This is a genomic window from Curtobacterium sp. USHLN213 (assembly GCF_037144815.1).
GTDB lineage: Bacteria > Actinomycetota > Actinomycetes > Actinomycetales > Microbacteriaceae > Curtobacterium.
This window is the reverse complement of record NZ_JBBCYQ010000009.1, coordinates 141,750-165,809: the sequence shown is the minus strand read 5'-3', so window position 1 is coordinate 165,809 and position 24,060 is coordinate 141,750. Positions and strand designations below refer to the sequence as shown.

Genomic DNA, 24,060 nt, shown 5'->3' with positions numbered 1-24,060 from the left:
GCAAGTCGATGCAAACGCATCGAAATCGCAGGCGGAGGGACTCCGCGGAAGGCGGCGCATCATGCAGTTCGGCATCTTCACGGTCAGTGACGTCACGACCGACCCGGTCACCGGCCGGACCCCCGACGACACCCAGCGGGTCCGCGACATCCTGACGATCGCCGAGCACGCCGACCAGGCCGGACTCGACGTCTTCGCCACCGGTGAGCACCACAACCCGCCGTTCGTCGCGTCGAGCCCGACGACGATGCTCGGCTACCTCGCGGGACGCACGAAGCACATCACGCTCTCGACGTCGACGACCCTCATCACCACGAACGACCCGGTGCGCATCGCCGAGGAGTACGCGATGCTCCAGGTCATCTCCGACGGCCGCATGGACCTGATGATGGGCCGCGGCAACACCGGTCCGGTCTACCCGTGGTTCGGGCAGGACATCCGCCAGGGCGTCAACCTCGCGATCGAGAACTACGCGCTCGTCCGCCAGCTCTGGGAGAACGACGTCGTCAACTGGCAGGGCAAGTTCCGGACGCCACTGCAGGGCTTCACCTCGACCCCGCGTCCGCTCGACGGCGTCGCGCCCTTCGTGTGGCACGGGTCGATCCGCACGCCGGAGATCGCGGAGCAGGCCGCCTACTACGGCGACGGATTCCTCCACAACAACATCTTCTGGCCGATCCAGCACACCGAGCAGATGGTGGGTCTGTACCGCCAGCGCTTCGAGCACTACGGGCACGGCCGCGCCGACCAGGCGATCGTGGGGCTCGGCGGCCAGTTCTTCGCGCGGAAGAACTCGCAGGACGCGATCGACGAGTTCCGCCCGTACTTCGACAACGCGCCGGTCTACGGGCACGGCCCCTCGATGGAGGACTTCACCGAGCAGACCCCGCTCACGGTCGGTTCGCCGCAGCAGGTGATCGACCGGTACGCCGCCATGAAGGACCACGTCGGGCACTACCAGCGCCAGCTGTTCCTCGTCGACCACGCCGGCCTGCCGCTCAAGACGGTGCTCGAGCAGATCGACATCCTGGCCGAGGACATCGTCCCCGAGCTGCGGAAGATCAACGAGGAGGGCCGCCCGGAAGGCGTCCCCTCGAACCCGCCGTCGCACGCCGACCGCGTGGCCGCGGCGATGGCCGCCGGCACCTTGGGCAGCGACCACGTCGCCGCCGAGGACGAGTGGACGGGTGCGTCCGTCTGATCGCGTGACCGCTTGACGGACTGGAGGCGCGGGGGGGGCGGGGGCCCCGCCCCCCCCCCCGCCTCCAGTCCGTCTCGGGTCGCGTATCAGGCTGCGGCCGACCCGTCCGCGAAAGCGACAGTTGCCAGGGGCGGCGCGCGGTCGCTCCCGTCGAAGCGACACCGTGCCGCCGTTCACGGGCGGGATTCTGTCGCTTTCGCGGGCGGTGCCGCGGCGCCTGCCCGGGCCGTGGCCGCGGACGGGCGCGCCGCGCCGGCCGGGCGGGCCGGGCGGGCCGGGACGAGCTTCAGGCCGACCACGCAGCCGACGATCCCTGCGATGAGCAGCAGGCGGAGTGCGGTCACGGGCTCCGCGCCGGTTGCCATGCCCCAGAGGACCGTGAGGGCCGCTCCGGTCCCTGTCCACACCGCGTAGGCGGTGCTGATCGGGATGTGCTTGAGCACGTACCCGAAGGCCCCGAGGCTCACCACGATGGTGATCGCGAAGACGATCGTCGGACGGGGCTCGGTGAAGCCGTCGCTCGCACCGAGGGCGGTGGCCCACACGGTCTCGAGCGCGGCGCTGACGAACAGGACGATCCACGGCATCTCAGCTCACCACCTTCAGGCCGACGACGCAGGCGACGAGCCCGAGCACGAGGGCGACCCGGGCGACGGACGCGGCCTCCTGCCCGCGGAGGATCGCGACGATCACGGTGAGCGATGCGCCGATGCCGACCCAGACCGCGTAGGCGGTGCCGACCGGGATCTCCTTCATGGCGAACGCCAGGCCCACCATGCTGAGTGCCATGCCGACGACGAACACGATCGTCGGCACGACCTTCTTGAAGCCGTTCGATGCGCTCAGTGCAGTGGCCCACACTGCCTCGAGCACGCCAGACAGGACGAGGACTGTCCACGCCATGACGGTCTCCCTTCGATCTCGTTCCGCAAGTCGCACGACTGTGCGACAACGAACTCCACGGTAGCACGAACTCGTACGACTGTGCGAGTATTGGCCCGTGGCCAGGAGCATCGACATCGAGGAACGACGTCGCTCCGTGTCCGAGGCGGCGTGGCGGGTCCTCGCACGTGACGGCCTCGGCGCGCTGAGCGTGCGGAACGTCGCGGCCGAGGCCGGGCTGCCGCCGAGCACCGTCCGCTACGTCTTCCCGACGCAGTCGAGCCTGCGCGAGCACACCATCACGCTCGTGTTCGACCGCACCCGGGAACGGATCGCCGCGATCCCCGAGGGGCTGCCGAACCGCGAGCGCGCGCACCAGCTCCTGCTCGAGCTGCTGCCCCTCGACGACGAGCGGGTCATCGAGCTCGAGGTGTACCTGGCGCTCGCGAACGCGGCCCTCACGGACGCCGAACTGCGGCCGGCGCTCGACCTGGTCGTGGTCGAGATGCGGGAGTGGAGCGAGGAGGTGCTCGAGCTCGTGGGCGTCCCGGCGGCCGACCGCGAGTACGAGGTCCGTCGGCTGCACGCGCTGATCGACGGGCTCGCGATGCACCTCGTGCGGCTCGCCCCGGGGGAGTCCGGCGACTGGGCGATCGACGTGCTCGACCGGCACCTCGACGGGCTCGCGCGGCGCTGAGCGCGGGACGGCGCGCGCCCAGCGCCGCCGCGCCACCACCCCGGCGCACCCCGCATCGCCTATCCTTGCCCGGTGACGACGACCACGCCGCCGCAGCAGCGCCCCACCGCCGCGTCCCGCTCCCGGAGCCTCACCGGCCCCGGGCTGGTGCTGCTCGCCGTCGCCGTGCTGCTCGGGATCCGCCTGCTCTCGCCGGCCGTCGGCACCGCGGGTCTGCCCGACGTCGTGCAGGACTTCCTCACGCTCGCGATCAGCGTCGTCGTCGAGTCCCTGCCGTTCGTGGTGCTCGGCATCCTGCTGTCCATCGTCGTCGAGGTGTGGGTCCCCGTCGGCGCGCTCGAGAAGGTCCTGCCGCAGCGACCGATCCCGCGCCGGGCCGTGATCTCCCTGATCGGCATGCTCTTCCCGGTGTGCGAGTGCGGGAACGTGCCACTCGCCCGCGGCCTGATGATGCGCGGCTTCACGCCCGCCGAGGCCGTCACCTTCCTCGTCGCCGCCCCGATCCTCAACCCGCTCGTGATCATCAGCACCGCCCAGGCGTTCGGGTGGTCCGGCTGGATCCTGCCCGTGCGCATCGTCGGCGGCTTCGTCATCGCGAACCTCGTCGGCTGGATCGTCGCCGCGCACCGTCGTCCGACCGAGCTGCTGCTGCCCGCGTTCGAGGCCCGCTGCCGAGCGGCCGTCGGTGCGCCGCGGTCCCGGAACCGCTGGCGGGACAGCGCTGCGCAGTTCGGCGGCGAGACCGCGACGATGATGCCCGCGCTGTTCGTCGGCGCCGGGCTCGCCGCAGCGATCCAGGTCGCCGTGCCCCGGTCCACGCTCGTGTCGATCGGCGCGAACCCCGTGCTCTCCGTCGCGGCGATGATGCTCCTCGCGATGACGGTCTCCCTGTGCTCGAACGTCGACGCCTTCTTCGCGCTGTCCTTCGCGTCGACGTTCCTCCCCGGGTCGATCACCGCGTTCCTCATCATCGGGCCGATCATCGACGTGAAGATGATCGCCCTGCTCCGGACGACGTTCCGTGCGCGCTTCCTGGTGCTGCTCGCCGTCGTCTGCGTCCTGTTCGCCGCGACCGTCGGGTTGGTGATGAATGTTCTCGTCTGAGTCCCGCCTGTCGTCGTCCCTCGGCCTCGGGTCCGTGCTCGCGGTGGCGCTGTGCACGCTGTGGCTCGCCCTCGCCGGGCACCTCGACCTGTACATCAACCCGCGCTACTCGGTCTTCACGGTCGTGCTCGCGGCCGTCGCGGTGCCCGCGTCGGTCGCCGGCCTGGTGGTGACCGCGCGCGGACACGGGCACGATCACGACGAGGGGCACGACCACCGCCCAGGAGGCGCGGCTCGCCGCACACGGATCGTCCTCAGCGGCGTGGCCGCCCTCGTCACCGTCGGGGTCACCGCCGCCATGCTGGTCCTGCCCCCGACGACGCTGTCCGCCCGCACCGCGCAGCAGCGGAGCGTCGACTCGGCGACCCTGTCGAACGCCACCGGGTCCCAGGCCGCGGTGTCCCTGCTCGGCAGTACCTCGGTCGACACCTCGGAGTACGGCGTCAAGGACTGGGCCGCCCTCATCCGGCAGACGACCGACACCACGTCGCTCGTCGGCAAACGGGTCGACCTGACGGGCTTCGTCGTCCCGGGCGCCGACGGGTCCTTCACCCTCACCCGGTTCGTGATCAGCTGCTGCGCGGTGGACGCCCAACCCGTCGGGATCGGGGTCGACACCGACGGGACGGTCCCGGGCCAGGGTGCGTGGGTCCGGGTCCGCGGAGCCCTCGCCGCCAACCCGGACCAGTCGGCCGACGCCCGCATCGTCATCCGCGCCGCCACGGTGCGGGGCGTCGAGCAGCCCGAGGACCCGTATGAGTACTGAGCTGCGTGAACGCCCCCGGAACCGCTTCCGCCGTCGCCTCGTCGCGACCGTCCTGGTGTTCGTCGTCGTCGGCAGCGCCGCGGCGGTCGTCGGGTCGCAGCAGGGCCCACGGCTGCGCGACGTGTCGTACGACGCCTCCGGCCTGGTGTCCCGACCGGCACAGCGCGTGATCCTCACCGCGAACCAGGCGATCGAGCGCGTGTCGGCGCAGGACGTCCGGGTCAGTCCGGCAGCGGCCCACACCGTGACGTCGAGCGGCAACACCATCGCGGTCGAGTTCACCGGGCCCCTGGCCTACGACCGCTCGTACGAGATCTCGGTCGCGGGCGTCCGTGCGCCGGGGCAGCGCGCGACCGCCGACCTCCGCACGTCGATCCGCACGGGCAGCACCGACGTTCTCGCGCTGGTCCCGGGTGCCGCCGGGAGCGAGGACCGCATCGTCCGCCGGTCCCTCGACGCCGGGGGCGCGACCACCGTGTACGAGGGCACCGGCATCTCGGAGTACGTCCGCCTCGGCCGGTCGCTCGTCGTGGTGAGCGGCACGGACGCCGGGTCATCGGTCGACATCGTGCCGCTCGCCGGCGGGGTGCAGGACGAGGACCTCCCGGTCGAGCACCTGACGCTCCCGACCGCCGAGGGACGTGTCACGGCCCTGCACGCCGCCGACGACGGCGCCTCGTTCGGCTTCGAGTACGCCGACACGTCCACCGGTCAGTCGCGCAACGTCGGGCTCTACGTCGTCGACATGACCGGCACCCACCTGCCGACCGCGATCGACGCGAGCGGGAAGCCGAGGACGGGGGCGGTCCCGATGAGCGTCGGGCAGTGGGCCTACGTGCCCCGCACGGAGAGCGCCCTCGTCCGCACCGGCAGCGACGACCTCGTGCTCGTCGACATGAGCGGGCGGACCGACCCCGTCCGCCTGGGGAGCGCCACGTACCTGCACGGCTTCGTCGGCACCGGCACCACGGCGGTGGTCGAGACCGGCACGGGGATCGTCCGCCTCGACCTGACGGACGGGAAGCGCACCGAGCTGCAGGCACCGGCCGGCAGCACCGACGCGGCGTACCTCGGCCGGATCGCCCCGCTCACCGACGACGGCTACCTGCGGGTGGTGGGCGACGTGCGTGCCGACGGGACGCTCGCGCAACGCATCGTGCGCGTGGAGGGGAGTCGCGCCTCCAGGCTGCCCGTCTCCGTCCCCGACGACGCGAGCGTCACGGCCGTCTGCCCGTCCCCGAACGGGCAGTTCGTCGCCGTGGCGACGAAGTCGGCCGGCGGCGTGCTCGTGAGCATCGTCGACGCGTCCTCCGGCGCGCTCGAGGCGAGCGTCGACGCCGGGTCCGTGGACTGGTGCACGGCGTTGCCGTCCGGCGACGAGGTCGGTTAGCGGCGGAGCGTCTGCTTCGGGTACTCCCCGAACCGCCGCAGGTACTCGCCCGAGAACCGGCCCATGTGCGTGAAGCCCCACCGCGCAGCGACGTCCGCGACGGAGACCTGACCGAGGTGGGCGGCGAGGAGGTCCTCGTGGGCGCGACGGAGGCGGACCTCGCGCAGGTACTGCATCGGCGACCGGTCGAGCGTGCGCTGGAACGCCTCCTGCAGCCCGCGGACGCTGAGGTCGGCGACCCGGGCGACGTCCGACACGGTGAGGGGCTCGTGCGCGTGGGCGTGCAGGTACTCGACGGCGGCTCGGATGCGCGCGTTGCGGTGCTCGCCCCACCCCGGCGGGACCGCCTCGGCACGGAACCGGTAGAGGTCGAGCAGCGCCGACGTCACCGCGCGCTGCGACTCGTGCCAGGCCAGCGAACCGCTCCCCGAGGTGCGGAGTGCCTGCACCGACGTGGCGACCGCTCCGCGCCACCGGGTGATCGCCGCGGCCGTCGGCGGTGTGGAGCGGTCGAAGTCGACGGTGTCGTCGACGAGGTACCGCTCGGACGCGACGTCGAGCACGAGGTCGCGGTCGAGGTGCACGAGTCGCTGGTCCCAGTCGCGGTACTCGACGTCGAACCGGCGCTCGATCGGGAACAACGTCGGGACACCCGGTTGCATCTGGACGGCGTCACCGCCGACGTCCACGGTGGCGGTGCCGGCGTCGATCCACTGCACGACGACCTCGCCCTGGACGGCGACGTCCCCGCGGAGGGACCCGTGCATCTGCGACCGTCGGACGCTCATGCGCTCGTCGCCGATCCCGACGTAGCGGTACCAGTAGTCGCCGTCGGTGCGGCCGGAGTGCCAGGCGCGGCCGGCGTACATGCCGGCGAGGTCGGCGACCGCGGTGTCGGTGTCCGTCCCGGCGACGGACACGAGGGACGCGGGACCCTCGTCCGCCGTGCTGCTCATGGATCGAGTCTGGCGTGGGTGGCTGTGCCCGGCCCGTCAGCTGCGCCAGCCGGACGACCGGCTCGCGTTGTGGGGACAGACCGCGGGACGGACGGGAGGCGCGGTGCCAGCCGGCACCGCGCCTCCCGTCGCGTTGTTGGTCGCGCGCTACGCGAGCGTCGCCGCGTCGATCACGAAGCGGTAGCGGACGTCCGAGGACAGGACACGCTCGTAGGCCTCGTTGATCTGGTCGGCGCTGATGAGCTCGGTCTCCGGCAGGATCCCGTGCTCGGCGCAGAAGTCGAGCATCTCCTGGGTCTCGCGGATGCCGCCGATCGCGGACCCGGCCCAGCTGAGCCGGCGCGGGATCAGGGCGAACGCCGGGACCTCGAGCGGCTCGGACGGTGCGCCGACGTTGACGAGGGTGCCGTCGACCTTGAGGAGGCCGAGGTAGGCGCCCATCGGGATCTTCGCGGAGACCGTGTTGATGATCAGCTCGAAGGAGCTCGCGAGCTTCTCGAACGTCTCCGGGTCCTTCGTCGCGTAGTGGGCCGTCGCGCCGAAGCGGAGCGAGTCCTCCTGCTTGGAGGTGGTCTGCGACAGGACGGTGACCTCGGCGCCGAGTGCGACGGCGATCTTCACGGCCATGTGGCCGAGCCCGCCCATGCCGATCACGGCGACCTTCGAGCCGGGGCCGACGCCCCAGTGGTGCAGCGGCGAGTAGGTGGTGATGCCGGCGCAGAGCAGCGGCGCGACCTTCTCGATGTCGAGCGACTCGGGGACGCGGAGGACGAAGTCCTCGTTCACGACGACGGCCTGCGAGTAGCCGCCCTGGGTGATGCTGCCGTCGGCGGGGTCGACGCCGGCGTAGGTCTGGATGTTGCCCTTGAGGCAGTACTGCTCCTCGCCCTTGACGCAGTTCTCGCACTCGCCGCAGGAGTTCACCATGCAGCCGACGCCGACGCGGTCGCCGACCTGGTGCTTGGTGACGTTCTCCCCGACGGAGGTGACGTGGCCGACGATCTCGTGGCCGACGACCTGCGGGTACTGGATCTCGCCCCACTCGCCGCGGACGGTGTGGATGTCCGAGTGGCAGATGCCGGCGTAGGCGATGTCGATCTCGACGTCGTTCGGGCCGACGTCGCGACGGGTGATGGTGGTCTTGACGAGCGGCTCGGTGGCCGACGGTGCGGCGTACGCGTTGACGGTGCGCATGGTCTCCTCGTGGGTGGTGCGTCCGGGCCGGTTCCGGCCCTCCACCAGTGTGGTGGAGCGCGCCATCGGGTGGGAGGTCCCGTTGGGGCACCCCTGCACGGAATGCGGGCGTGTCGCGCGCGGGCGCCGCGCTCGCCGTGAGTCAGGCCAGGCGGGCGAGTCGCTGGCCGGCGATCCGGGCGAAGCGCAGCGGGTCGGCGAGGGCGTCGTCCGGCTCGCCCGTCGTCTGCGTGGCCAGCACGGTGAGCGAGGCGGCAGCGTCGAAGTCGTCGAGCGCGGCGTCGATCGCCCCGGCCACGAGCATCGCCCGGGCAGCCGGTGCGTGCGTCGACGCGAGGGCGCGCACCACACTCGGCACCTTGCCGGCCGCGGACTGCCCGTCGTACCGGCCCTCGCCGGTGATCACGACGTCGGCGCCGTCGAGGAGCGCCGGCAGCCCGAGGACCTCGGCGACGGCGGCCGCTCCGCCCGCCAGCGTCGCACCCCAGGCGAGCAGTCCGAACCCGACTCCGCCGGCCGCTCCGGCGCCGGGGGTCGTCGGGTCGACGTCGGGGAAGCAGCGCGCCCAGTCGGCCAGCCGGGCGTTGAAGACGGCGATCCGTTCCGGTGCGATGCCCTTCTGCGGGCCGAACACCGCGGCGGCGCCGGTCGGTCCGAGCAGGGGCGAGGTCACGTCGGTCAGCACGACGGCGCCGTGCTCCGGCAGCCGGCGCATCCACGTGGTGTCGACGCCGGTGACGTCGTCGAGCAGCTCGGCCCCCTGACGCGGCCGCGGCGGGTGTTCGGGGACGGCGGGATCCCGGTGGACGAGTGCACCCAGCCCGATCAGGGCGTCGGCGCCGCCGTCGGTCGAGGCGCTGCCGCCGATGCCGAGCACGAGCCCGGTCGCGCCGTCGTCGAGGGCGGCGGCGATCGCCTCGCCGAAGCCCCGGCTCGTCGCGGTGTCGGGCAGGACCTCGGGCAGCAGGGGGAGTCCGCTCGTGGCGGCGAGCTCGACCACGGCGCGGCCGTCGGGCAGCTGCAGCCAGTGCGTGTCGACGGGGGTGCCGGCGGGACCGGTGACGGTGATCGGCACCCGGACGGTCAGCGGGATCGCCGTCTCGAAGGCGTCGAGCGTGCCCTCGCCGCCGTCCGCCATCGGTGCCAGGACGACCTCGTCGCCCGGACGTTCGGCGAGCCAGCCGTCGCGCACGGCCGCTGCGATCTCGGCCGCCGTCGCGGTCCCCTTGAACGAGTCCGGAGCCACCACGATGCGCACGGCACCACCGTAGCGGACGGCCGGCGCACCCCGGACGGCCCGGGCGCCCCGGAATGCCCGGGGGCCTCGTGCGCCCCGGACGGCCCGGACGGCCCGGGTGGTCCGGAAGGCCCGCGCGCCCCGGACTGCCCGGGGGCCTCGTGCGCCCCGGACGGCCCAGACGGCCCAGGTGGTCCGGACGGCCCAGGTGGTCCGGACGGACCGGGTGGTCCGGACGGCCCAGGTGGTCCGGACGGACCGGGTGGTCCGGACGGCCCAGGTGGTCCGGACGGACCGGGTGGTCCGGACGGCCCAGGTGGTCCGGAAGGACCGGGTGGTCCGGACGGACCGGGTGGTCCGGACGGGGCGAGTGGTCCGGCCCGCTCGGACGGCAGCGGCGGTTCCGACGGCCGGACGCCCGGCGCCGTCCGTCACCTGCACGGGACCCGCCATCGGTCGGCGTCGGTGACCGTTCTGGTTCGCGAGACCCGGGATTCGTGAACCAGCACGGTCACGGCCGAGACCGAACACGGACACCCACCCGCGGCGTGATCGGCCGCCGCGGGGTCAGGGGGTGGTGAGCGAGGCGAGGAAGAGCGCCTCGGCCAGGGCCATGTGCTCGATCTCGGACGGGTCGACGCTCTCGTCCGGGCCGTGCACGTTCGCCGCCGGCTCGGACACCCCGGCCAGGATCACCTCGACGTCGGGGATCGCCCGCTCGAGCGTCGCGCACAGCGGGATCGAGCCGCCGCCGCCGAGCGACCCGACCGGGGCCCCGTCGTACGCCTCCGAGAGCGCCGCGCGGAACGTCGCCGACGACGGACCGCCCTCGGCACGGAACCCGGCGCCCACCCCGGTGACCCGAGCCGTCACCTCGACGCCGGCCGGTGCACGCCGCAGCAGGTGCGCGACGAGCAGCTCGCCGGCCGCCGCGGGGTCGACACCCGGCGGCACGCGGAGGTTCAGCGCGGCACCGGCGGTCGCCTGCACGGACGGCGAGGACCCCGCGACCGCCGGGGCGTCGATGCCCACGACCGTGAGGGCCGGGCGTGCCCAGACCTGGGACGCCGGGTCCGCCGAGCCGATCGGCTCCGCTCCGTCGAGCAGCCCGGCGTCGGCGGCGAACCGGTCGGCGTCGTACGGCAGGCCGTCCCAGGTCTGCGAGGCGTCGAGGCCGTCGACCGTGGTGTCGCCGACCTCGTCCCGGAGCGTGGCGAGGAGCGCGACCAGCACCGCGATCGCGTCCGGCGCCGCCCCGCCGAACATCCCGGAGTGCACGGTGCCCCGCAGCGCGCGGACCCGGAGCTCGACGAACGCGGTGCCCCGGAGCGTCGTCACGAGCGCCGGCACCCCGACCGCGGCGTTCCCGGCGTCCATCACGACGGCGGTGTCCACGTGCCGGAAGTCGGCGGCGTGCGACGACACGTACTGCTCGAGGCCGTCGGTGCCCTGCTCCTCCGAACCCTCGACGACCACGACGAGCCCGACCGGGAACGCCCCGTGCACGTCGAGCAGCGCCCGGAGTGCCACGAGGTGCGTGACGATCCCGCCCTTGCAGTCAGCCGCGCCGCGGCCGTAGAGCCGCCCGTCCCGCGGTGTCAGGGTCCACGGGTCGCTCGTCCAGGCCGCGAGGTCGCCCGCGGGCTGCACGTCGTGGTGCGCGTAGAGCAGCACCGTCGGCGCCCCGGCCGGCGCGGGGTGGGTCGCGATGACCGCCTGCGAGCCGTCCGCGGTGGTGGCGAGTCGCGCCTCCAGGCCCAGGTCGCCGAACGCGACCCGCACCGCCTCCGCGACCCGGTGGCAGTCGTCGAGCGACTGCACGGCGGGGTCGTGGACCGACGGGATCGCGACGAGCGCGGCGAGGTCGTCGAGCCCGGCGGGCATGCGGGCGCGGACGGCGGCGCGCAGCGGTGAGCTGCTCACGAGCGCCCGATCTCCCAGATCCGGAACTCGCCGGACGCGTCGACCGACTTCGACAGCCCGGTCAGCGACCCCTGCCCGATGACGTTCTCCTGTCCGGCGAGCAGCGGGATGAGCGGCACCGACTCGGCGGTGTCCTGCTGGATCTGCTCGATCTGCTGCTTCCGCTTCGCCGCGTCCGGCTCGACGGCCTGCGATGCGACGAGGCCGTTCACCGTGGCGTCGTCGAAGTGGTTCGCGAGCAGGTTCACGTCCGTCGCGCCGTACGCCGGGGTCAGGTACGACGAGGCGTCCGGGTAGTCCTGGAAGAAGCCGAGCTGGAACACGGGGTACTCGCCCTTGCCGACGTTCCCGACGTAGGTGTCCCAGCTGGCCGACTGCAGGTCGACCGTGAACAGGCCGGTGTCCTCGAGCTGCTGCTGGATGAGCGCGTACTCGTCGTCGGAGCCCGAGCCGTAGTGGTCGGTCGTGTACTCGATCGGCAGCCGCACCGGAGTGGTCACGCCGGCATCACGCAGGATCGACTTCGCGTCGGCGCCGTCGTACGCGTCCTCGAACGCCTCGGTCGCGCCCTGGAACCCGTTCGGCACGATCGAGTACGCCGGAGTGTAGGTGCCCTGGTAGACGCCCTTCGCGATCGCCTCGCGGTCGATCGTCGCCGCGACGGCCTGCCGGATCGCCTGCTTCTGCGCGGCGTCCTTCCCGGGCATCGTCTGCAGGTTGAACGCCAGGAACCGGACCTCGCCGGAGTCGCCGTGCACGGTCTGCAGCGAGTCGTCCGAGGACAGCGACGTCACCTCGGTCGGGGTGAGCTGGCGGTAGGCGACGTCGGCGTCGCCCTTCTGCACGGCGAGCTTGAGGTCCGCGGACTTCGTGTACTGCTTGATCGTCACGCTCTTCGTGGCCGGCGCATCGCCGTCGTACCGAGTGTTCGCGGTGAGGGCGATCGTCGCCCCGCCGTCCGCGGCGTCCTGCAGCGCGTAGGGCCCGGAGCCCACCACCCCGTCGTTCGCGTGCACCTTCGTCGCGGAGAACACCTTCGAGTCCACGATCGCCCCCGCCATGCTCGCGAGCACGTACGGGAACGTCTGGTCGTCCGCCTGCTTCAGGGTGAACGTCACGGTGCTGCCCGAAGCCGACACGGACGCCATGTTGGCCAGCAGCGAGCCCGGGCCGTTCGTCGACCCGAGGGACACCTGGCGCTCGAACGAGAACACCACGTCCTTGGCGGTCAGGTCGTCGCCGTTCGAGAACGTGAGGCCGTCCCGGATCTCGCACACGTAGTGCGTGCCGTCGGTGAAGTCGCAGGACTTCGCGACCTCGGGGCTGGTCGTGGTCTTCCCGGCGGGGTAGGTGAGCAGGTGCTGGTAGAGCTGCGTCTGCACCGTGTAGCTCCCGCGGTCCCAGGCGCCGGCCGGGTCGAGGGACGTCACGACGTCGGTGGTGCCGACGACGAGCCCGTCGACGGCGTCCGTGCCGGACGAGCCGGTGGACGCGCAACCGGTGAGCACGGCGGCGGCGGTGGCGGTGAGCGCGATGGCGCTGAGGAGTCGGGTCGTCATGGTCCTGAGGGAGTGGGGTGGTGCTTCGAGAGGGAGAAGCGGGCCGGGGGTGGTGGCCCGTCGGTCGCGAGGTCGGCGATCATGTCGCCGAGCAACGGAGCGAACTTGAAGCCGTGGCCGGAGAACCCGGTCGCGACCGTGACCGGACCTCGACGGTCGATCACGAAGTCCTCGTCGGGGGAGTTGTCGTACAGGCAGCTGATGAACGTCGGCTTCGTCGCGTCGACCCCCGGCACGTACCGGGCGACGTACGCCTGCAGGCGCTCGGCCTCGGCGGGCACGGGGGTGAAGTCGCGGTGGTCGGGGTCGACCACGGGGCCGGTGCCGTGGAACCCGACCTTGACGCCCTCGCCCGGGGTCAGCAGGCCGTACACGTCGTCGCCGTCGGCCCAGTGCACGAAGCTCGGCCACGCCTCGTCCGGCAGGTGGCTGGGGAAGTGGGCGGGCTGCTCCTGCGTGACACGGAGGGCCGGGAGGCGCGCCCCGCGTTCCGCGAGCAGGTCGCCCACCAGCGTGGGTGCCCACGACCCCACGGCCGCGACCACCGAGGACGTGCGGTGGGTGGACCCGTCGGACAGCGTCACGGTCACCTCGTCGCCGTGGTCCTCGAGCCCGGTGACCCGGGTGTCGAAGCGGAGGTCGGCGAGCCCCGTGTGGTCGGCCAGCGTGAGGAACGCCTCGATCGCGCGGTCGGACCGGATCCGCCCCGCGGTCGCGTGCGTCAGGACGTGCCCCTCGAACGCGATGCCCGGCCAGCGCTCGGCGGCGGCGTCCGGGCTGAGGGTCTCGTGGGGGATGCCGGCGTCCGCGAGCGCCGTGGCGATGGCGTCGACGACCTCGGGCCGCCCGTGGTCGACGGCGCCCGTCCGGACTATCAGCTCCTCGCCCGCCGCGGCCTCGAGCGCCTCCCACCGTGCGAGCGCCCGGGTGGTCAGTGCGACGTACTCGGCATCGGCGTAGCCCTGCCGGAAGATCCGGGTGGCGCCGTGCGACGACCCCCGGTGGTGCCCCCGCTCGTGCTGCTCGGCGAGCACGACGCGCTCGCCGCGGAGCGTGAGGGCGTACGCGGTGGCGGCACCGACGACCCCGCCGCCGATCACGACGTGCGTCGTCGTCCGGTCGCTCATGCCGTCGCTCCGGCTCGTCGGGCATCGGCCTCGCGTCGGGCCGGCATCATCGCCACGACGTCGGCCTCGCTCGGCGCACGGGCCGGGAAGCGTGCGGGGTCGTACCGGCTCGGGTCGCCGAGGGTGGTCGTCCCCGTGACGCTCAGCTCGGCGGCGATGCGGCCGAGACCGGGGCCGTGGGTGACGCCGGACTCGTTGTCCCCGCCCGCAACCACGAGCCCGGCGAGCTCGGGGACCGGGCCGACGATGAAGTTCCGGTCGGCGGTCATCGACACCACGCCCTGCGTCGGGGTCTCGTCCGCTCCGAGCACGCTCGCCGCCGCTGGCAGGAGCCGCGCGACGATCGGGTGCACGGAGGTCCGCATGGCGTCGAGCAGGTCCGTCCGGACCGGGCGGCGCGCGGGATCGGTGCCCCGGTCCGCGCCACCGACGTGCAGCGCCTCGTACCCGCTCCCGGCGCCGTAGGTCAGGCCGCCGCGGTGCTCCCGGATCCAGAGCCCCTCGAGCTCGGGGAGCATCAGGGTCGGCAGCGTGCCCGGCAGGCCGAACGGCCTCGTGACGAGGCGACTCGCGACCACGCGCACCGTCGGGAGCTCGCGACCGAGGGGCGCGAGCAGGGCGTTCGTCCAGCTGCCGGCGGCGAGGACGACCCGCGCGGCGTCGATGACCTCGCCACCCGCGGTCCGGACGCCCGTGACGGAGCCGTCCCGTGCCTCCAGGCCCGCGACCGCGGTGTGCTCGCGGATCGCGACGCCCTTCGCCCGCAGCGCACCGACCAGCGCGGCGGCCGTGTCGGGCGCGCTGATCTGGATGCCGTCCGGGTGCAGGAAACCGGCCGTCACGGCCGACGGGTCGAGTCCGGGGACGAGGTCGGCCGCCTCGGCCGGGGTGAGCGTCCGCGCACCGGCCGGGCGCAGCGGGTGGTCCTCGAACGGCGGGATGTGATCCGCGCGGCCCTGTTCGGTGACCGTCAGCCAGACGTTCCCGTTGCGGCGGTAGCCCGTCGGACCGTGGCCGGACCCGGCCAGCCGACGGTAGAAGTCGATGCCGTACTGCTCGACGTCGCGTTCGGACTCGTTCCAGTACCAGGCGTACCCGGCTGCCCACTGGCCCACGAACCCGGCGCCCGCGGTCGTCGTGCCACCGGCGGCGGGGCCGCTGTCGACGAGGACGACGCGCTGCCCGAGGTCGGCGAGGTGCCACGCGGTGCTCAGACCGATGATGCCGGCGCCGACGACGACCGTGGGGGAGTCGGGGGAGGACATGACCAGATCGTAGTTGCCCGGCGTCCCCGACAGGTGTCGTGCATGACGCCGTGTGACGCCGGGCGGCCGTCAGCCGTCGAACGCGTCGAGCACCGCCGCGGCGGACCGTGCGACGAGGGCGTCGTCGTAGGCGGTGTCGGGGGCGTTGCGGGTCGTGAGGACGGCGATGACGATCGGGCCGCCGTCCGGCCGGGTCACGCGCGCGACGTCGTTCCGGATGCCGCCCGCGCCGCCGGACTTGTCGACCACCGTCCAGCCGTCGGGAGCGCCGGCACGGACGAGGGTGTCGCCGGTGGTGTTGCCGCTCATCCAGTGCTCGAGCAGCGCGGTGTCGGAGCGCCCGAGGGTCTGGCCGTCGAGCACGGTGGCGAGGGTCGCCGCGAACGCCGCCGGGGTCGTGGTGTCCTCGGTGCTGCCGGGCTCGATCGTGTTGAGGGCCGGTTCGTCGTGCACGACCTCGGTGGTGCGGTCCCCGAGCTCCGCCAGTGCTCGGTCGAGCCCCGCGGGGCCTCCGATGCGGTCGAGGACGAGGTTCAGGGCCAGGTTGTCGCTCTGCCGGACCGCGGCCTCGGCGAGCTGGGCGACCGTCAGGCCGTCGGCGACGTGCTCGCTCGTGACGGGGGAGTGGCCGGCAGCGGTGGCGTCCGCCGCACTCCAGCGCACCCGCTCGTCCCGGTCGGCGCCGTGCACCGCGCGGAGGAACTGCGCCGCCGCGAACGCCTTGAGGGTCGACGCGTAGCCGAAGCGGCGGTCGCCGTTGTACGCGACGGTCTCGCCGGTGGTGGTGTCGGTCGCGACGACGCCGACCGTGGCGTCGTACTCCCGCTCGAGGTCGGCGAGGGTGCGGGCGACGGCAGCCCGGTCGGCGGCGGTGATGGTCGGGGTCGGGGAGGGCGTCGGTGCGGACGTGGGGGTGCGCGTCGGTGACGGTGCCGTCGGGGTGGTGCCCGGGCTCCCGCCGCTGCAGCCGGTCAGGGCGAGTGCGGCGACGATGCCGGCGACGAGTGGGGCGGTGGCGCGCATGGCAGCACTCTCGCGTGCGGTCCTGGACGGTGCCCGCACGCTCCGGGGCCACACGCAGAAGGGCCGCCCGGTCGTGTCGTTTCTCGAGACAAAAGAGACTCTTTCGCAGTGATGAGACCATGCGCTGCTTGAGAACGCCCGTTTGAGGCGTTCCGGATTCTTCTCACCTGACGTGAGACCTTCCGGGCGGACTGGTCAGAACGACGAAAACGACGGCGAAGCTGATGCGCTTCGCCGTCGTTCTGGTGTTGTTCGGTTCTAGTTGAGGATCCGGTCCTCGGGTTCGCACCCGGTGCAGCCGCGTGACTTCCGACGGTTCGGGACGCTCTGTTGCTTGACGTGTCCGAAGGCGCACTTCCACCAGTGCCGGTCGATTCCGGCGAGCATGAACTCGGGCCGCTTGGGAACGTTGAGGTGGTCGTGCCACTCGGTGACGAGGAGCGGGTCGGTGGTTGCGAGGTCGTTGACTCGGAGGACCAGTCGCCGGCGGGAGCAGACCGAGCATCCGTAGCCCTGGACCTTCCGGTCGATGCGCTGCGGGTACCAGTGGGCGGCGCCGGTGGCGCACAGCCAGTAGACCGTGTCGTTGGAGCCGCAACGCGCTCGCCGTCCTGAAACTCGCTGGGCTTCGCGCAGTCGTGGAGTCGCACGACACGATCCGCCTCCCCGACGGCCGCCGCGCACGCTTCCCAACCCTTACCCAACGCCCCCGCGATGACGACCCGAGTCATGCGGAACTGCTCCTGTTGGCGCCGCGGACTGTCACTGCGACGCAGATCGCGCTCGCGGAGCAGACCGCGTCGGTGCTGCTGGTCGACGTCGACCGGCGCCGCGTCTGGATCGACGGCAGACAAACCCTCGGGACGAAGGAACGATGGAAGGACGCCGCACCCATCTACGTCACCTTCGCCGTCGCACGCATGCTCGCCGTCAACGGGTCCACCTTCGACGGACTAGTGCGGGCAGGGCTGACAGCCGGACAGGTGGACGACGCACTCGCACGCCTCGGGAAGCGCGTGCACCGCACTGACATCGGGTGGGAGTCGCGGCAGGTCGGCGGGCTCGTGGACTTCGCGATCGCCTGCTACCCCGGACCGGGAGGTGTCAGGACCCGGTGGACTTCGGACCTGCCTCTGATCGAGCAGGCGGAACGGCTCATCGAAGCGCGCTGCCGCATCTCCGGACGTGCCATCTCCGACCGCGCCGGGTACCCCTTCATCCGAAAACGCGAGATGCCGTACCGGGTCGTCGCGTTCACCGAGGATGAAGTCGACATGGCCGCGCTTGGCTTCGAACCCGACACGATCGGCTTCTCAGGCACCGAACTCATCCGGCCCGCCGACCCGACGATCTTCCTCACCGCTGCGGCCGCCGGATATGCCGACCGGACCGACGACATCATTACCGCCAACACGCTCCTCCGCGCCGACTACCGCAACGCCGACGACGCAGCATCACTGCAAGAAGTACGCGACCGGCTGCAGTTCCTCGCCGACACTGGCTACGACCTGCGCCACAACCTCTTGAGCTGACGCGATCTGCCTAGGGAACAGCGCCGTCCGTTAAAGGCAGGTCCGTGAGAATCATATCGGACGGGCTATGTTGGCCCACCGACGCTCAGCGCGTTGGCGGTCCGCCGCTGGCCGGTGAACGACCGGCTCCGGAACGACCGCGAGAAGACCCGCCGGGGCGGCGGGATCAGCCTGCTCAATAGTGCTGGCCTTGTTTGAAGGGAAGCGGCTTCCAAGTCGGCGGGGCTTGGAATAGCGGTTCGTCGGCAATGAGGGCTGGTGGACCAAGGTTCACCCCCTTGGGTGCTCGCGACAACGGGAGGACTCGTTCTCATCAGCGTCATTGTCCTCCTCGCGCTCCAAAGCGCTGCACTCGCAGCGGCGCTTGCCGTCACATGACTGCCGTCGCCGGCAGTCGGCGCGACCGCGACGCTCCGATTCTTTGCCGCAGTGCACGCGGCCTCGTTAGTCCTAACAGTCGGCTCCGTCGCCCTCAGTCTGTTCGCGCTGTCCCGGGCGCGCACGACATAGCTCCCTAACGAAGACCGTGGAGCTCGCCTATTCGGGCTTGAGGGCGCGCCATGCGACCGGCGGCCGGAGACCGGATCACTCGCGCTGTCGCCGCCGTTGCAATTGTGAGGTGTAAGGAGAGGCCGATCAAGTACTGAAGAGACCAGGGAGCTCTTCCGCGGCGACCGGACGAGAATCGGTGTGCCGCGGCCCGCTTACTTACGGCATGCGCAGTCAGGTTGAGTACACGCTGGTCTTGGCATTGATGCGCGCGAGGCGCCGTGTGCTTGCCAGATCGCGTCCATGTCATATTCCTTGACCCCGGAGCGCATCCTCGCGACCGCCTCGCCCGAGTAGCGATGGTGCTTTTGGGATCCGAAGACAAAGGTGTGGAGGTACGGCTCGCCGTCGTCAAGGCCGAGGTGTGCGCGCAGAGCCGCGCTACGGGGAGGCGTCAGGCTCACTCTCTCCGCGAGTTCCTGTCGTGGGATCCCGTACCGCTTCTGCAGATTGACTTCACGGATCGCTGCCACGTCGTCATCGGTGGTGTACGTAAAGGGCATGCCGCCGTTCTTCACGATACGAACTTGCACCTCCAGACCGACACCGTTCACGTCGGCACCAACGGAGCCGAGGGCTGGAAAGACCTGATCTCGGGCCTTACCATCGAGGATCCCCTGTTCAACGCGATTGACGTCTGACTGACTGACTCTTGCATCGGGGTCCACGTGCGATTCCATCGCCAGTAGCGCTCGCATCTTGGCACGTGCCGCCGAGCGTGCCCGTCGCCCTGGCTTGAGAAGCGCCGCGATCTGTTCGTATTCGCTGTCAATGAGCGTAAGGAAGTCCTGAGGTGGCTGGACTGAAATCGGAAGCACTCGGAGCGGTAGGTGGTCCGCAAGGCGCTCAGAGAAGGCGCGGTGCAAGAGATCATCGAAGAGGGTGACCGCGGCGCGGGCATGCAGGTAGAGCAGCCCTTCTGACACTTCGGCGAACCAGTGCTGCTCCTCGTCTCGCAGCGCGTCAATGGCGCGGAGAGTCCCTGCCTCATCATCGTTGACCTTCAAACCGGCGAGCTGTTGCGCCTGTTTAACGACCGCCTCGAAGCCAAGGGAGCGTCCCAAGGCTGTGTCGAACACCCGAACGTTCCCCTGAACGAGCGCGGCCTTCAGGAGCATTTCGAAGGCGTGCTGCAGCCGAAGCAGGATTTCTGTCGGACGTCCGTCATCGGCGGGGCTGTTGAACGCGACCATCGCCGCACGCATCGATGAGATCGCCTTGGTCTTCAACGCGCGTGCGTCTTGCTTGAGCTTCACCACCTAAGCGTGGCGGCTTGCGGCCAAGTCGGCAACAAGTGCCCATTCTTCGCTACCTCGGAAGTCAGGGCAGACGCTTCTCCACGCCGGTCTGGCGCGTGTTGATGGGATCCGTCACCGCTGTCCGGGTGTCGTCGTACACAGCGCTCTCGAGATGTTCGAGCGCGTCCCTCAGAAAATCGAGCAAGGGCAGCTCGGCTGGGGGCTCTTCACCAAGCTCGCGCGCTCGGCAACGGAGCCACGCAGCGCCTTATATGCCGACCACACCACAGACGCGTTCGCTCCCCGAGTCCGACGGGATGAGAACGCAACGTCGCTTCCGGACGGTTTCCAATGCTTCTTGCGCTCGAAGGTGCGGTTATTGTCAATCAGCTTCGGACTCTCTTGGATCGCGATCAGGATTTGGCGACAAGTCGTTCTGTCCAGGGCCGGGCGAACGGCAGAGCATGATCCCCGGCCGCGGGTCGCGTCGAGAAACCCCCACTGAGGCTGCCCGTGAGCATGTGCCTGTTCAACCCTCGGACGCAGTTTCGCGGACATCTGTCAGTATGGACTCGACATCATCAACCGGCACAATCGTGCTGTCGATGGGCCCTAAAACACCCCTTCGTAGCGATCCCGGTCGACCAACAAGCCACCGTCGACTCTTGCTCGCAATGAGAGGGTTGAGAGGCACAGGGCCTTCGAACGGCTTCCCGATCAGTACGAGCTGTGTGGGAGATACCGGGAAGGCAACCGTGCAGACATCCGCACCTTCCGCCTCACGAAACAGCAAGACCGCACCGTCACCGGTCACGAACTCACCGGGGAGGATCCGCCACTCCCACGATTCGAGGCCGAGTGCCTTCAATCGTACGACGTCTTTCATTGACTGAGAGAGTAGGAGGCGGTCAGCAACGTTGAACTCAACATCCTGAATCGTCCGGTCCGTTTTCAACAGAACGGCCGGCGTTCGGATTTCCGTCTGATCGGCGTAGCGGCCGCGGTCGAGGTGCACGTCGAGATACGAGATCATGGCGGCCACGGCGTCAGCGTCCAATGTCGGGTCTGCTCCCCGGAGCTTGGAGATGGCCTGAATGCCCTGGCTCTCGACTATGGAGTAGTCCTGCTCGAGGTCATGCGACAGTACGTTCGGTTCGTACGCGTAGCTTCGCACCGTGGCGTTGTTCACCGACGACAGGTACCCACGGTTCCGGATCATGTCGATGACGTCCACCCGATTGCGCTCATCAGCCCACGCGCGGATGTAGCCCTTGGTCAACATGTGCGCGCGGCGCACCTCATCCCGAGCCATCCTCGCACCTTAGGGTGTCCAGCTGCTCCTGGCTACGGGTTGGGGGCACCGAACCCGCCCGGGTCCCGAGGGCCAGAGTACTTTTTCGTGGACCGAGCCTCGACGGACAGGTTTGGACTGAGGGACATCTGACGCTGCGGGATGTTCGACGATCGCCAGGAAAACGCTCCCCAGCGTCAAAGATCGATGGCATGAGGCGCTGTCGCTCGCGACGACGATATTCGGTCCTCACAGCTCGGCCTCACAGCTCGGCCTCACAGCTCTAGGCGTGGCGTCGCTGACAGAGCAGTGCACGGATCGCGGGAATGTTACGGAGCGATGCGGAGCCGATGAAGCGGAGCGAGGCGGATGAGGGTTGCCAGGCAGACAGCAACGTCTGGCTCCGAAGGGCGTGCTTCGTCCACCATGCCTCAGTTGCGGCCCGAGTGAAGCTCCGTGAGGATCGTGCCCTCGTGCAGATCGAGTCGGACGGCATGCAACCGGCACCAGGCCGCGGGTGGCTTGATCTCGTCGGCGAAGGAGTTGCGCTGCATTCGAACCTTTAGGGATCCCGGTAAACCGGATGGCCGTGCGCCGCCAGCGCTTCCGCCCACCGGTGCATACGTTCCCTGGCCCAGTCTCTCTCCACATGCAACGCAAACGATAAGCAGCCGTCGACATGATTGATCATGGAAAGCGTCGAATCGAAGCGCCGCTTTGTAGCATGGCTCCCAGGGCCGTACTTGGCAACGCAGCGAATGTGGTTATCCAGCCTGTCTCGAAACTCCGGCAGCAGTCGGACGGCATTGTCGGTCAACATAAGGCCAAGTACGACCTTCCGCGCTCCCGGCGGGATCAGACGTGTCTTCCTCCTGTGAGCAGCAAAACCCTCAAGCGTAATAGCGCCCTCCACTTCAGCGATCAAGCGCGGGACTGAAGCGCGACTGAAGGGGCTAGGCGAGGAGAAGGTAAGATCATCGGAGTATCTCGTGTATACCAGTGAGCCTCGTTCGGCGATGTCCGTGAGCCGTTCGTCGAGCCTGAACGCGACGGCGTTTGCCAGCGCCCCGCTGGTCGGCGCCCCCTGAGGGAGCGTGCCGTGGTACGGGAAGCCGTACGGTTCAACCCCTCGGCCTTCAAGCCAATCCCGATTGATGCTCGGCGGCACTACTCGCGTGCAGATTCGTGCCATCTCGAAGGCGAGGAGTGCTGGATAGCCAATGGTTCGAAGCTGCCGGTAAACACGAGATTCTCCAATCGTGCCAAAAAAGTTGTGCAGATCCATCTTCAGCAGCCAGCGGGCGCCGATATGTTGCTCTGCGCAGTCTCTGACTGATATGCCGAAACGGTAGGCGAACGCTGAGGGGTGCAGATCTAGTCCCGGTAAGACGTTCGCCAGGATCCAGCGTTGGATGTGCATGAGGGAAGGTTTGGGGGCGGATAGATGCCGCAAGGACCCATCTCGCTTGCGACGCTGGATATCAAGATACTCGCTCACTCGTCTCTCGACGACCGCGCGAAGGTAGCCCCATTGGGACTCTGATTCCTGCGCAAGATGGCCGAGTGTCAGAAGTGGGTAGGCACCCTTCGCTGAGATTGACCGCCGATAGGCGGACGCGCGTCGCAACATTTCGGCATCATGGCCGTGATTCAATCCCTCTGCGACATAAGAGTGAGGAGATGGCAACCTGGTCTACTCCGATCGGAGATCCCGAAGGGATCCACGGGCAGGAAGAGCCCGGAGGCCCACGTAGGGCGGCCTGTCCGTGCTTGCAAGCGTAGCGCAAGCTAGTCCGAATGCACCGGTCTTCCGGGGCACCTCGATCCAATACTGGACCGACTGAGCTAGTGTGCTCAGCGAGTCGCGACAACGTCGCGACTTCATCACTAGGCCTACGGCTACCATCCCCTCACCTCAAGGAGTGAGGATAGTAGGATTCGTCCGTCGGGACTACGTTGCGTCGCTCGACACGCCGTGTCTTACGTTTTCCGGCGGCCAGTTCAGCTCTTCCTTGTGCGGTTACCTTCAGTTGATCGTCCACCCACCCCTGTGCGTCGAGATATCGCAGCAAAGCGTCCGTGTTGCCCTGGGTCATCTGAAGGGCACCTCCGAGAACGCCGGCCTGCCCGGGTGAGACGCTGAGTACCGCGAGAGCCGTCAGGATGTCCCGATTACTCTCGCGCTGTTGCTTGCCGATACTCACAGACAGTCGTTCCTGCCGGACTGCGGCGACAATCTCGTCGTGCGCCGGTGGCGCGACGGGTGAACTGTGAAACTCCTGGGCCAGCGTGGTAGAGACTTGCCGACCGTCGCGCCCCGAGAAGAGCGGCGTCCAATCAGGACCTTGCTGGCGGAAGATAGTCGGGACTGTGTTGGGTAGCCGATCAAGAAACCCAAAAAGGCCGCCGTGTTCTCCGTAGCCAAGTCGATTTGTGCCTCGTCCGTAATCCTTACACAATGAAAGCGCGGCTTGGACGCCTGCAGCGGACCACGGTAGGCTCCGGATGGTTGGTGCATGCCGGACGAACTTGAAAGCGTGTATCTTGCTCTCATGTTCCAAAACTTGCGCCCCGCCTGGCGACGCCGCGTAAGATAGAACAACGATCTTGATCCAGCGGAACGAAAGCCAACTGCGAATCGTAGGATTACGCAGCAGCGCCTGCACGTACTGGCGAGCCTGGCCGCCAGTCTCGACGGTATCTGTGACTATGAGAACCGTTCGAATTTTCTTTTTGCGCAAGATGTTCAAAGGGGTTGACGGCGACAACACGTTTTTCCCTATTGTGTCCCTCAGTAAATGTCCAATCAGGCCCTCGCTGCCCGGCGTTGAAGGGATATTCATGCCAGGTTCGAAGTTCTCGAAAGCTACGAGTGGGAGCGTTTTCGGTAGCCCCGCCAGCCGACGAATGTCTCCAGCGTCCAGCGCGGGGACTATCCATATCGGTCCCGCAGTCTCGTAGAGAGCTATCTCCTGTCGCGCTAAGTCGAGTAAGTCGGCGCGAGCCCGCGACCAACTGTCAAGGATGAAGGCACCCAACAGATCAGTCGCAATTGCGCGATCTTCGGGTCGGAAGTTGTAAACCCACGCGGCGCCAGCCTCGGTGTCTGCTAGTGACAAGGGAAGC

The 24,060-nt window shown here is 69.7% G+C and carries 21 protein-coding genes; 6 read left to right on the top strand and 15 right to left on the bottom strand.

Features of this window, described 5'->3' with window-relative positions; translation table 11 throughout:
- The first annotated feature begins 61 nt into the window (after window positions 1-61).
- Window positions 62-1,201 carry an LLM class flavin-dependent oxidoreductase gene (locus tag WFH25_RS13595; protein WP_070417138.1) on the top strand — a complete coding sequence of 380 codons (1,140 nt, stop codon included), beginning with the start codon at window positions 62-64 and terminating at the stop codon, window positions 1,199-1,201.
- A 173-nt stretch (window positions 1,202-1,374) separates the two neighbouring features.
- On the opposite strand, the gene WFH25_RS13590 is transcribed toward WFH25_RS13595, so the two are convergent.
- Entirely contained in the window at window positions 1,375-1,788 is a 414-nt protein-coding gene (locus WFH25_RS13590; protein WP_336698105.1) for a DMT family transporter, read from the bottom strand.
- Window position 1,789: 1 nt separating this feature from the next.
- Complete coding sequence (locus WFH25_RS13585; protein ID WP_336698104.1) at window positions 1,790-2,104, bottom strand: DMT family transporter; 315 nt, start codon at window positions 2,102-2,104, stop codon at window positions 1,790-1,792.
- Between the two features lie 97 nt (window positions 2,105-2,201).
- Here WFH25_RS13585 and WFH25_RS13580 point away from each other — a divergent pair, with 97 nt between their 5' ends.
- The 4 genes from WFH25_RS13580 to WFH25_RS13565 all read left to right on the top strand — a co-directional run bounded on the left by WFH25_RS13580 (window position 2,202) and on the right by WFH25_RS13565 (window position 6,040).
- Window positions 2,202-2,780, top strand: coding sequence for a TetR/AcrR family transcriptional regulator (locus WFH25_RS13580; RefSeq protein ID WP_336698103.1), 579 nt, complete (start codon window positions 2,202-2,204; stop codon window positions 2,778-2,780).
- Window positions 2,781-2,852: 72 nt separating this feature from the next.
- Window positions 2,853-3,884, top strand: coding sequence for a permease (locus WFH25_RS13575; protein WP_071303407.1), 1,032 nt, complete (start codon window positions 2,853-2,855; stop codon window positions 3,882-3,884).
- A complete protein-coding gene (locus WFH25_RS13570) occupies window positions 3,871-4,650 on the top strand; it encodes a TIGR03943 family putative permease subunit (protein ID WP_336698102.1) in 780 nt (259 codons plus the stop codon). Before WFH25_RS13575 ends, WFH25_RS13570 begins: the two co-directional genes overlap by 14 nt.
- On the top strand, window positions 4,640-6,040 hold the full coding sequence (locus tag WFH25_RS13565) for a hypothetical protein (RefSeq protein WP_336698100.1): 1,401 nt from the start codon (window positions 4,640-4,642) through the stop codon (window positions 6,038-6,040). Before WFH25_RS13570 ends, WFH25_RS13565 begins: the two co-directional genes overlap by 11 nt.
- Here WFH25_RS13565 and WFH25_RS13560 read toward each other — a convergent pair.
- The 9 genes from WFH25_RS13560 to WFH25_RS19375 form a co-directional block, all read right to left on the bottom strand.
- On the bottom strand, window positions 6,037-6,996 hold the full coding sequence (locus tag WFH25_RS13560) for an AraC family transcriptional regulator (protein ID WP_071295513.1): 960 nt from the start codon (window positions 6,994-6,996) through the stop codon (window positions 6,037-6,039). The two genes, WFH25_RS13565 and WFH25_RS13560, sit on opposite strands and share 4 nt — an antisense overlap.
- Before the next feature lie 147 nt (window positions 6,997-7,143).
- Window positions 7,144-8,190, bottom strand: coding sequence for an NAD(P)-dependent alcohol dehydrogenase (locus WFH25_RS13555; RefSeq protein WP_071296525.1), 1,047 nt, complete (start codon window positions 8,188-8,190; stop codon window positions 7,144-7,146).
- A 142-nt stretch (window positions 8,191-8,332) separates the two neighbouring features.
- The gene (locus WFH25_RS13550) at window positions 8,333-9,448 is read right to left on the bottom strand and encodes a glycerate kinase (RefSeq protein ID WP_336698099.1); all 1,116 of its coding nucleotides are present in this window, start codon (window positions 9,446-9,448) and stop codon (window positions 8,333-8,335) included.
- Between the two features lie 546 nt (window positions 9,449-9,994).
- Window positions 9,995-11,350, bottom strand: a complete 1,356-nt coding sequence (locus WFH25_RS13545; protein ID WP_336698098.1) for a M20/M25/M40 family metallo-hydrolase — start codon at window positions 11,348-11,350, stop codon at window positions 9,995-9,997.
- The gene (locus WFH25_RS13540) at window positions 11,347-12,909 is read right to left on the bottom strand and encodes an ABC transporter substrate-binding protein (protein ID WP_336698097.1); all 1,563 of its coding nucleotides are present in this window, start codon (window positions 12,907-12,909) and stop codon (window positions 11,347-11,349) included. Before WFH25_RS13540 ends, WFH25_RS13545 begins: the two co-directional genes overlap by 4 nt.
- Complete coding sequence (locus tag WFH25_RS13535) at window positions 12,906-14,036, bottom strand: FAD-dependent oxidoreductase (RefSeq protein ID WP_336698096.1); 1,131 nt, start codon at window positions 14,034-14,036, stop codon at window positions 12,906-12,908. Before WFH25_RS13535 ends, WFH25_RS13540 begins: the two co-directional genes overlap by 4 nt.
- On the bottom strand, window positions 14,033-15,301 hold the full coding sequence (locus WFH25_RS13530; RefSeq protein WP_336698095.1) for an NAD(P)/FAD-dependent oxidoreductase: 1,269 nt from the start codon (window positions 15,299-15,301) through the stop codon (window positions 14,033-14,035). The genes WFH25_RS13535 and WFH25_RS13530 overlap by 4 nt, the downstream gene beginning before the upstream one ends.
- A gap of 69 nt (window positions 15,302-15,370) precedes the next feature.
- On the bottom strand, window positions 15,371-16,324 hold the full coding sequence (gene bla, locus WFH25_RS13525; RefSeq protein WP_336698094.1) for a class A beta-lactamase: 954 nt from the start codon (window positions 16,322-16,324) through the stop codon (window positions 15,371-15,373).
- A 258-nt stretch (window positions 16,325-16,582) separates the two neighbouring features.
- Window positions 16,583-17,008, bottom strand: coding sequence for a zinc-ribbon domain-containing protein (locus WFH25_RS19375; protein ID WP_442892417.1), 426 nt, complete (start codon window positions 17,006-17,008; stop codon window positions 16,583-16,585).
- Between WFH25_RS19375 and WFH25_RS13520 the strand changes: the two genes are divergently transcribed.
- Window positions 16,963-17,856 carry a hypothetical protein gene (locus tag WFH25_RS13520; RefSeq protein ID WP_336698093.1) on the top strand — a complete coding sequence of 298 codons (894 nt, stop codon included), beginning with the start codon at window positions 16,963-16,965 and terminating at the stop codon, window positions 17,854-17,856. The genes WFH25_RS19375 and WFH25_RS13520 overlap by 46 nt on opposite strands.
- A gap of 704 nt (window positions 17,857-18,560) precedes the next feature.
- Here the strand turns inward: WFH25_RS13520 and WFH25_RS13515 are convergent.
- From WFH25_RS13515 to WFH25_RS13500, 4 genes are all read right to left on the bottom strand, one after another.
- Window positions 18,561-19,661 carry a hypothetical protein gene (locus WFH25_RS13515; RefSeq protein ID WP_336698092.1) on the bottom strand — a complete coding sequence of 367 codons (1,101 nt, stop codon included), beginning with the start codon at window positions 19,659-19,661 and terminating at the stop codon, window positions 18,561-18,563.
- A 511-nt stretch (window positions 19,662-20,172) separates the two neighbouring features.
- Window positions 20,173-20,955: a hypothetical protein gene (locus tag WFH25_RS13510; protein ID WP_336698090.1), complete on the bottom strand. Its 783-nt coding sequence runs from the start codon at window positions 20,953-20,955 to the stop codon at window positions 20,173-20,175.
- A 541-nt stretch (window positions 20,956-21,496) separates the two neighbouring features.
- Window positions 21,497-22,564 (bottom strand): reverse transcriptase family protein, encoded by a 1,068-nt coding sequence (locus WFH25_RS13505; RefSeq protein ID WP_336698088.1) that lies wholly within the window; start codon window positions 22,562-22,564, stop codon window positions 21,497-21,499.
- A 280-nt stretch (window positions 22,565-22,844) separates the two neighbouring features.
- Complete coding sequence (locus tag WFH25_RS13500; RefSeq protein ID WP_442892416.1) at window positions 22,845-24,053, bottom strand: phosphoribosyltransferase-like protein; 1,209 nt, start codon at window positions 24,051-24,053, stop codon at window positions 22,845-22,847.
- Window positions 24,054-24,060 lie beyond the last annotated feature (7 nt).

What these genes read in the sequence shown, in the direction of transcription:
- WFH25_RS13585 (WP_336698104.1), bottom strand. Translation starts at nt 2,104, where the DNA reads ATGGCGTGGACAGTCCTCGTCCTGTCTGGCGTGCTCGAGGCAGTGTGG.
- WFH25_RS13505 (WP_336698088.1), bottom strand. Translation starts at nt 22,564, where the DNA reads ATGTTGCGACGCGCGTCCGCCTATCGGCGGTCAATCTCAGCGAAGGGT.
- WFH25_RS13560 (WP_071295513.1), bottom strand. Translation starts at nt 6,996, where the DNA reads ATGAGCAGCACGGCGGACGAGGGTCCCGCGTCCCTCGTGTCCGTCGCC.
- WFH25_RS13595 (WP_070417138.1), top strand. Translation starts at nt 62, where the DNA reads ATGCAGTTCGGCATCTTCACGGTCAGTGACGTCACGACCGACCCGGTC.
- WFH25_RS13555 (WP_071296525.1), bottom strand. Translation starts at nt 8,190, where the DNA reads ATGCGCACCGTCAACGCGTACGCCGCACCGTCGGCCACCGAGCCGCTC.
- WFH25_RS13570 (WP_336698102.1), top strand. Translation starts at nt 3,871, where the DNA reads ATGTTCTCGTCTGAGTCCCGCCTGTCGTCGTCCCTCGGCCTCGGGTCC.
- WFH25_RS13590 (WP_336698105.1), bottom strand. Translation starts at nt 1,788, where the DNA reads ATGCCGTGGATCGTCCTGTTCGTCAGCGCCGCGCTCGAGACCGTGTGG.
- WFH25_RS13565 (WP_336698100.1), top strand. Translation starts at nt 4,640, where the DNA reads ATGAGTACTGAGCTGCGTGAACGCCCCCGGAACCGCTTCCGCCGTCGC.
- bla (WP_336698094.1), bottom strand. Translation starts at nt 16,324, where the DNA reads ATGCGCGCCACCGCCCCACTCGTCGCCGGCATCGTCGCCGCACTCGCC.
- WFH25_RS13535 (WP_336698096.1), bottom strand. Translation starts at nt 14,036, where the DNA reads ATGAGCGACCGGACGACGACGCACGTCGTGATCGGCGGCGGGGTCGTC.
- WFH25_RS13540 (WP_336698097.1), bottom strand. Translation starts at nt 12,909, where the DNA reads ATGACGACCCGACTCCTCAGCGCCATCGCGCTCACCGCCACCGCCGCC.
- WFH25_RS13510 (WP_336698090.1), bottom strand. Translation starts at nt 20,955, where the DNA reads ATGGCTCGGGATGAGGTGCGCCGCGCGCACATGTTGACCAAGGGCTAC.
- WFH25_RS13530 (WP_336698095.1), bottom strand. Translation starts at nt 15,301, where the DNA reads ATGTCCTCCCCCGACTCCCCCACGGTCGTCGTCGGCGCCGGCATCATC.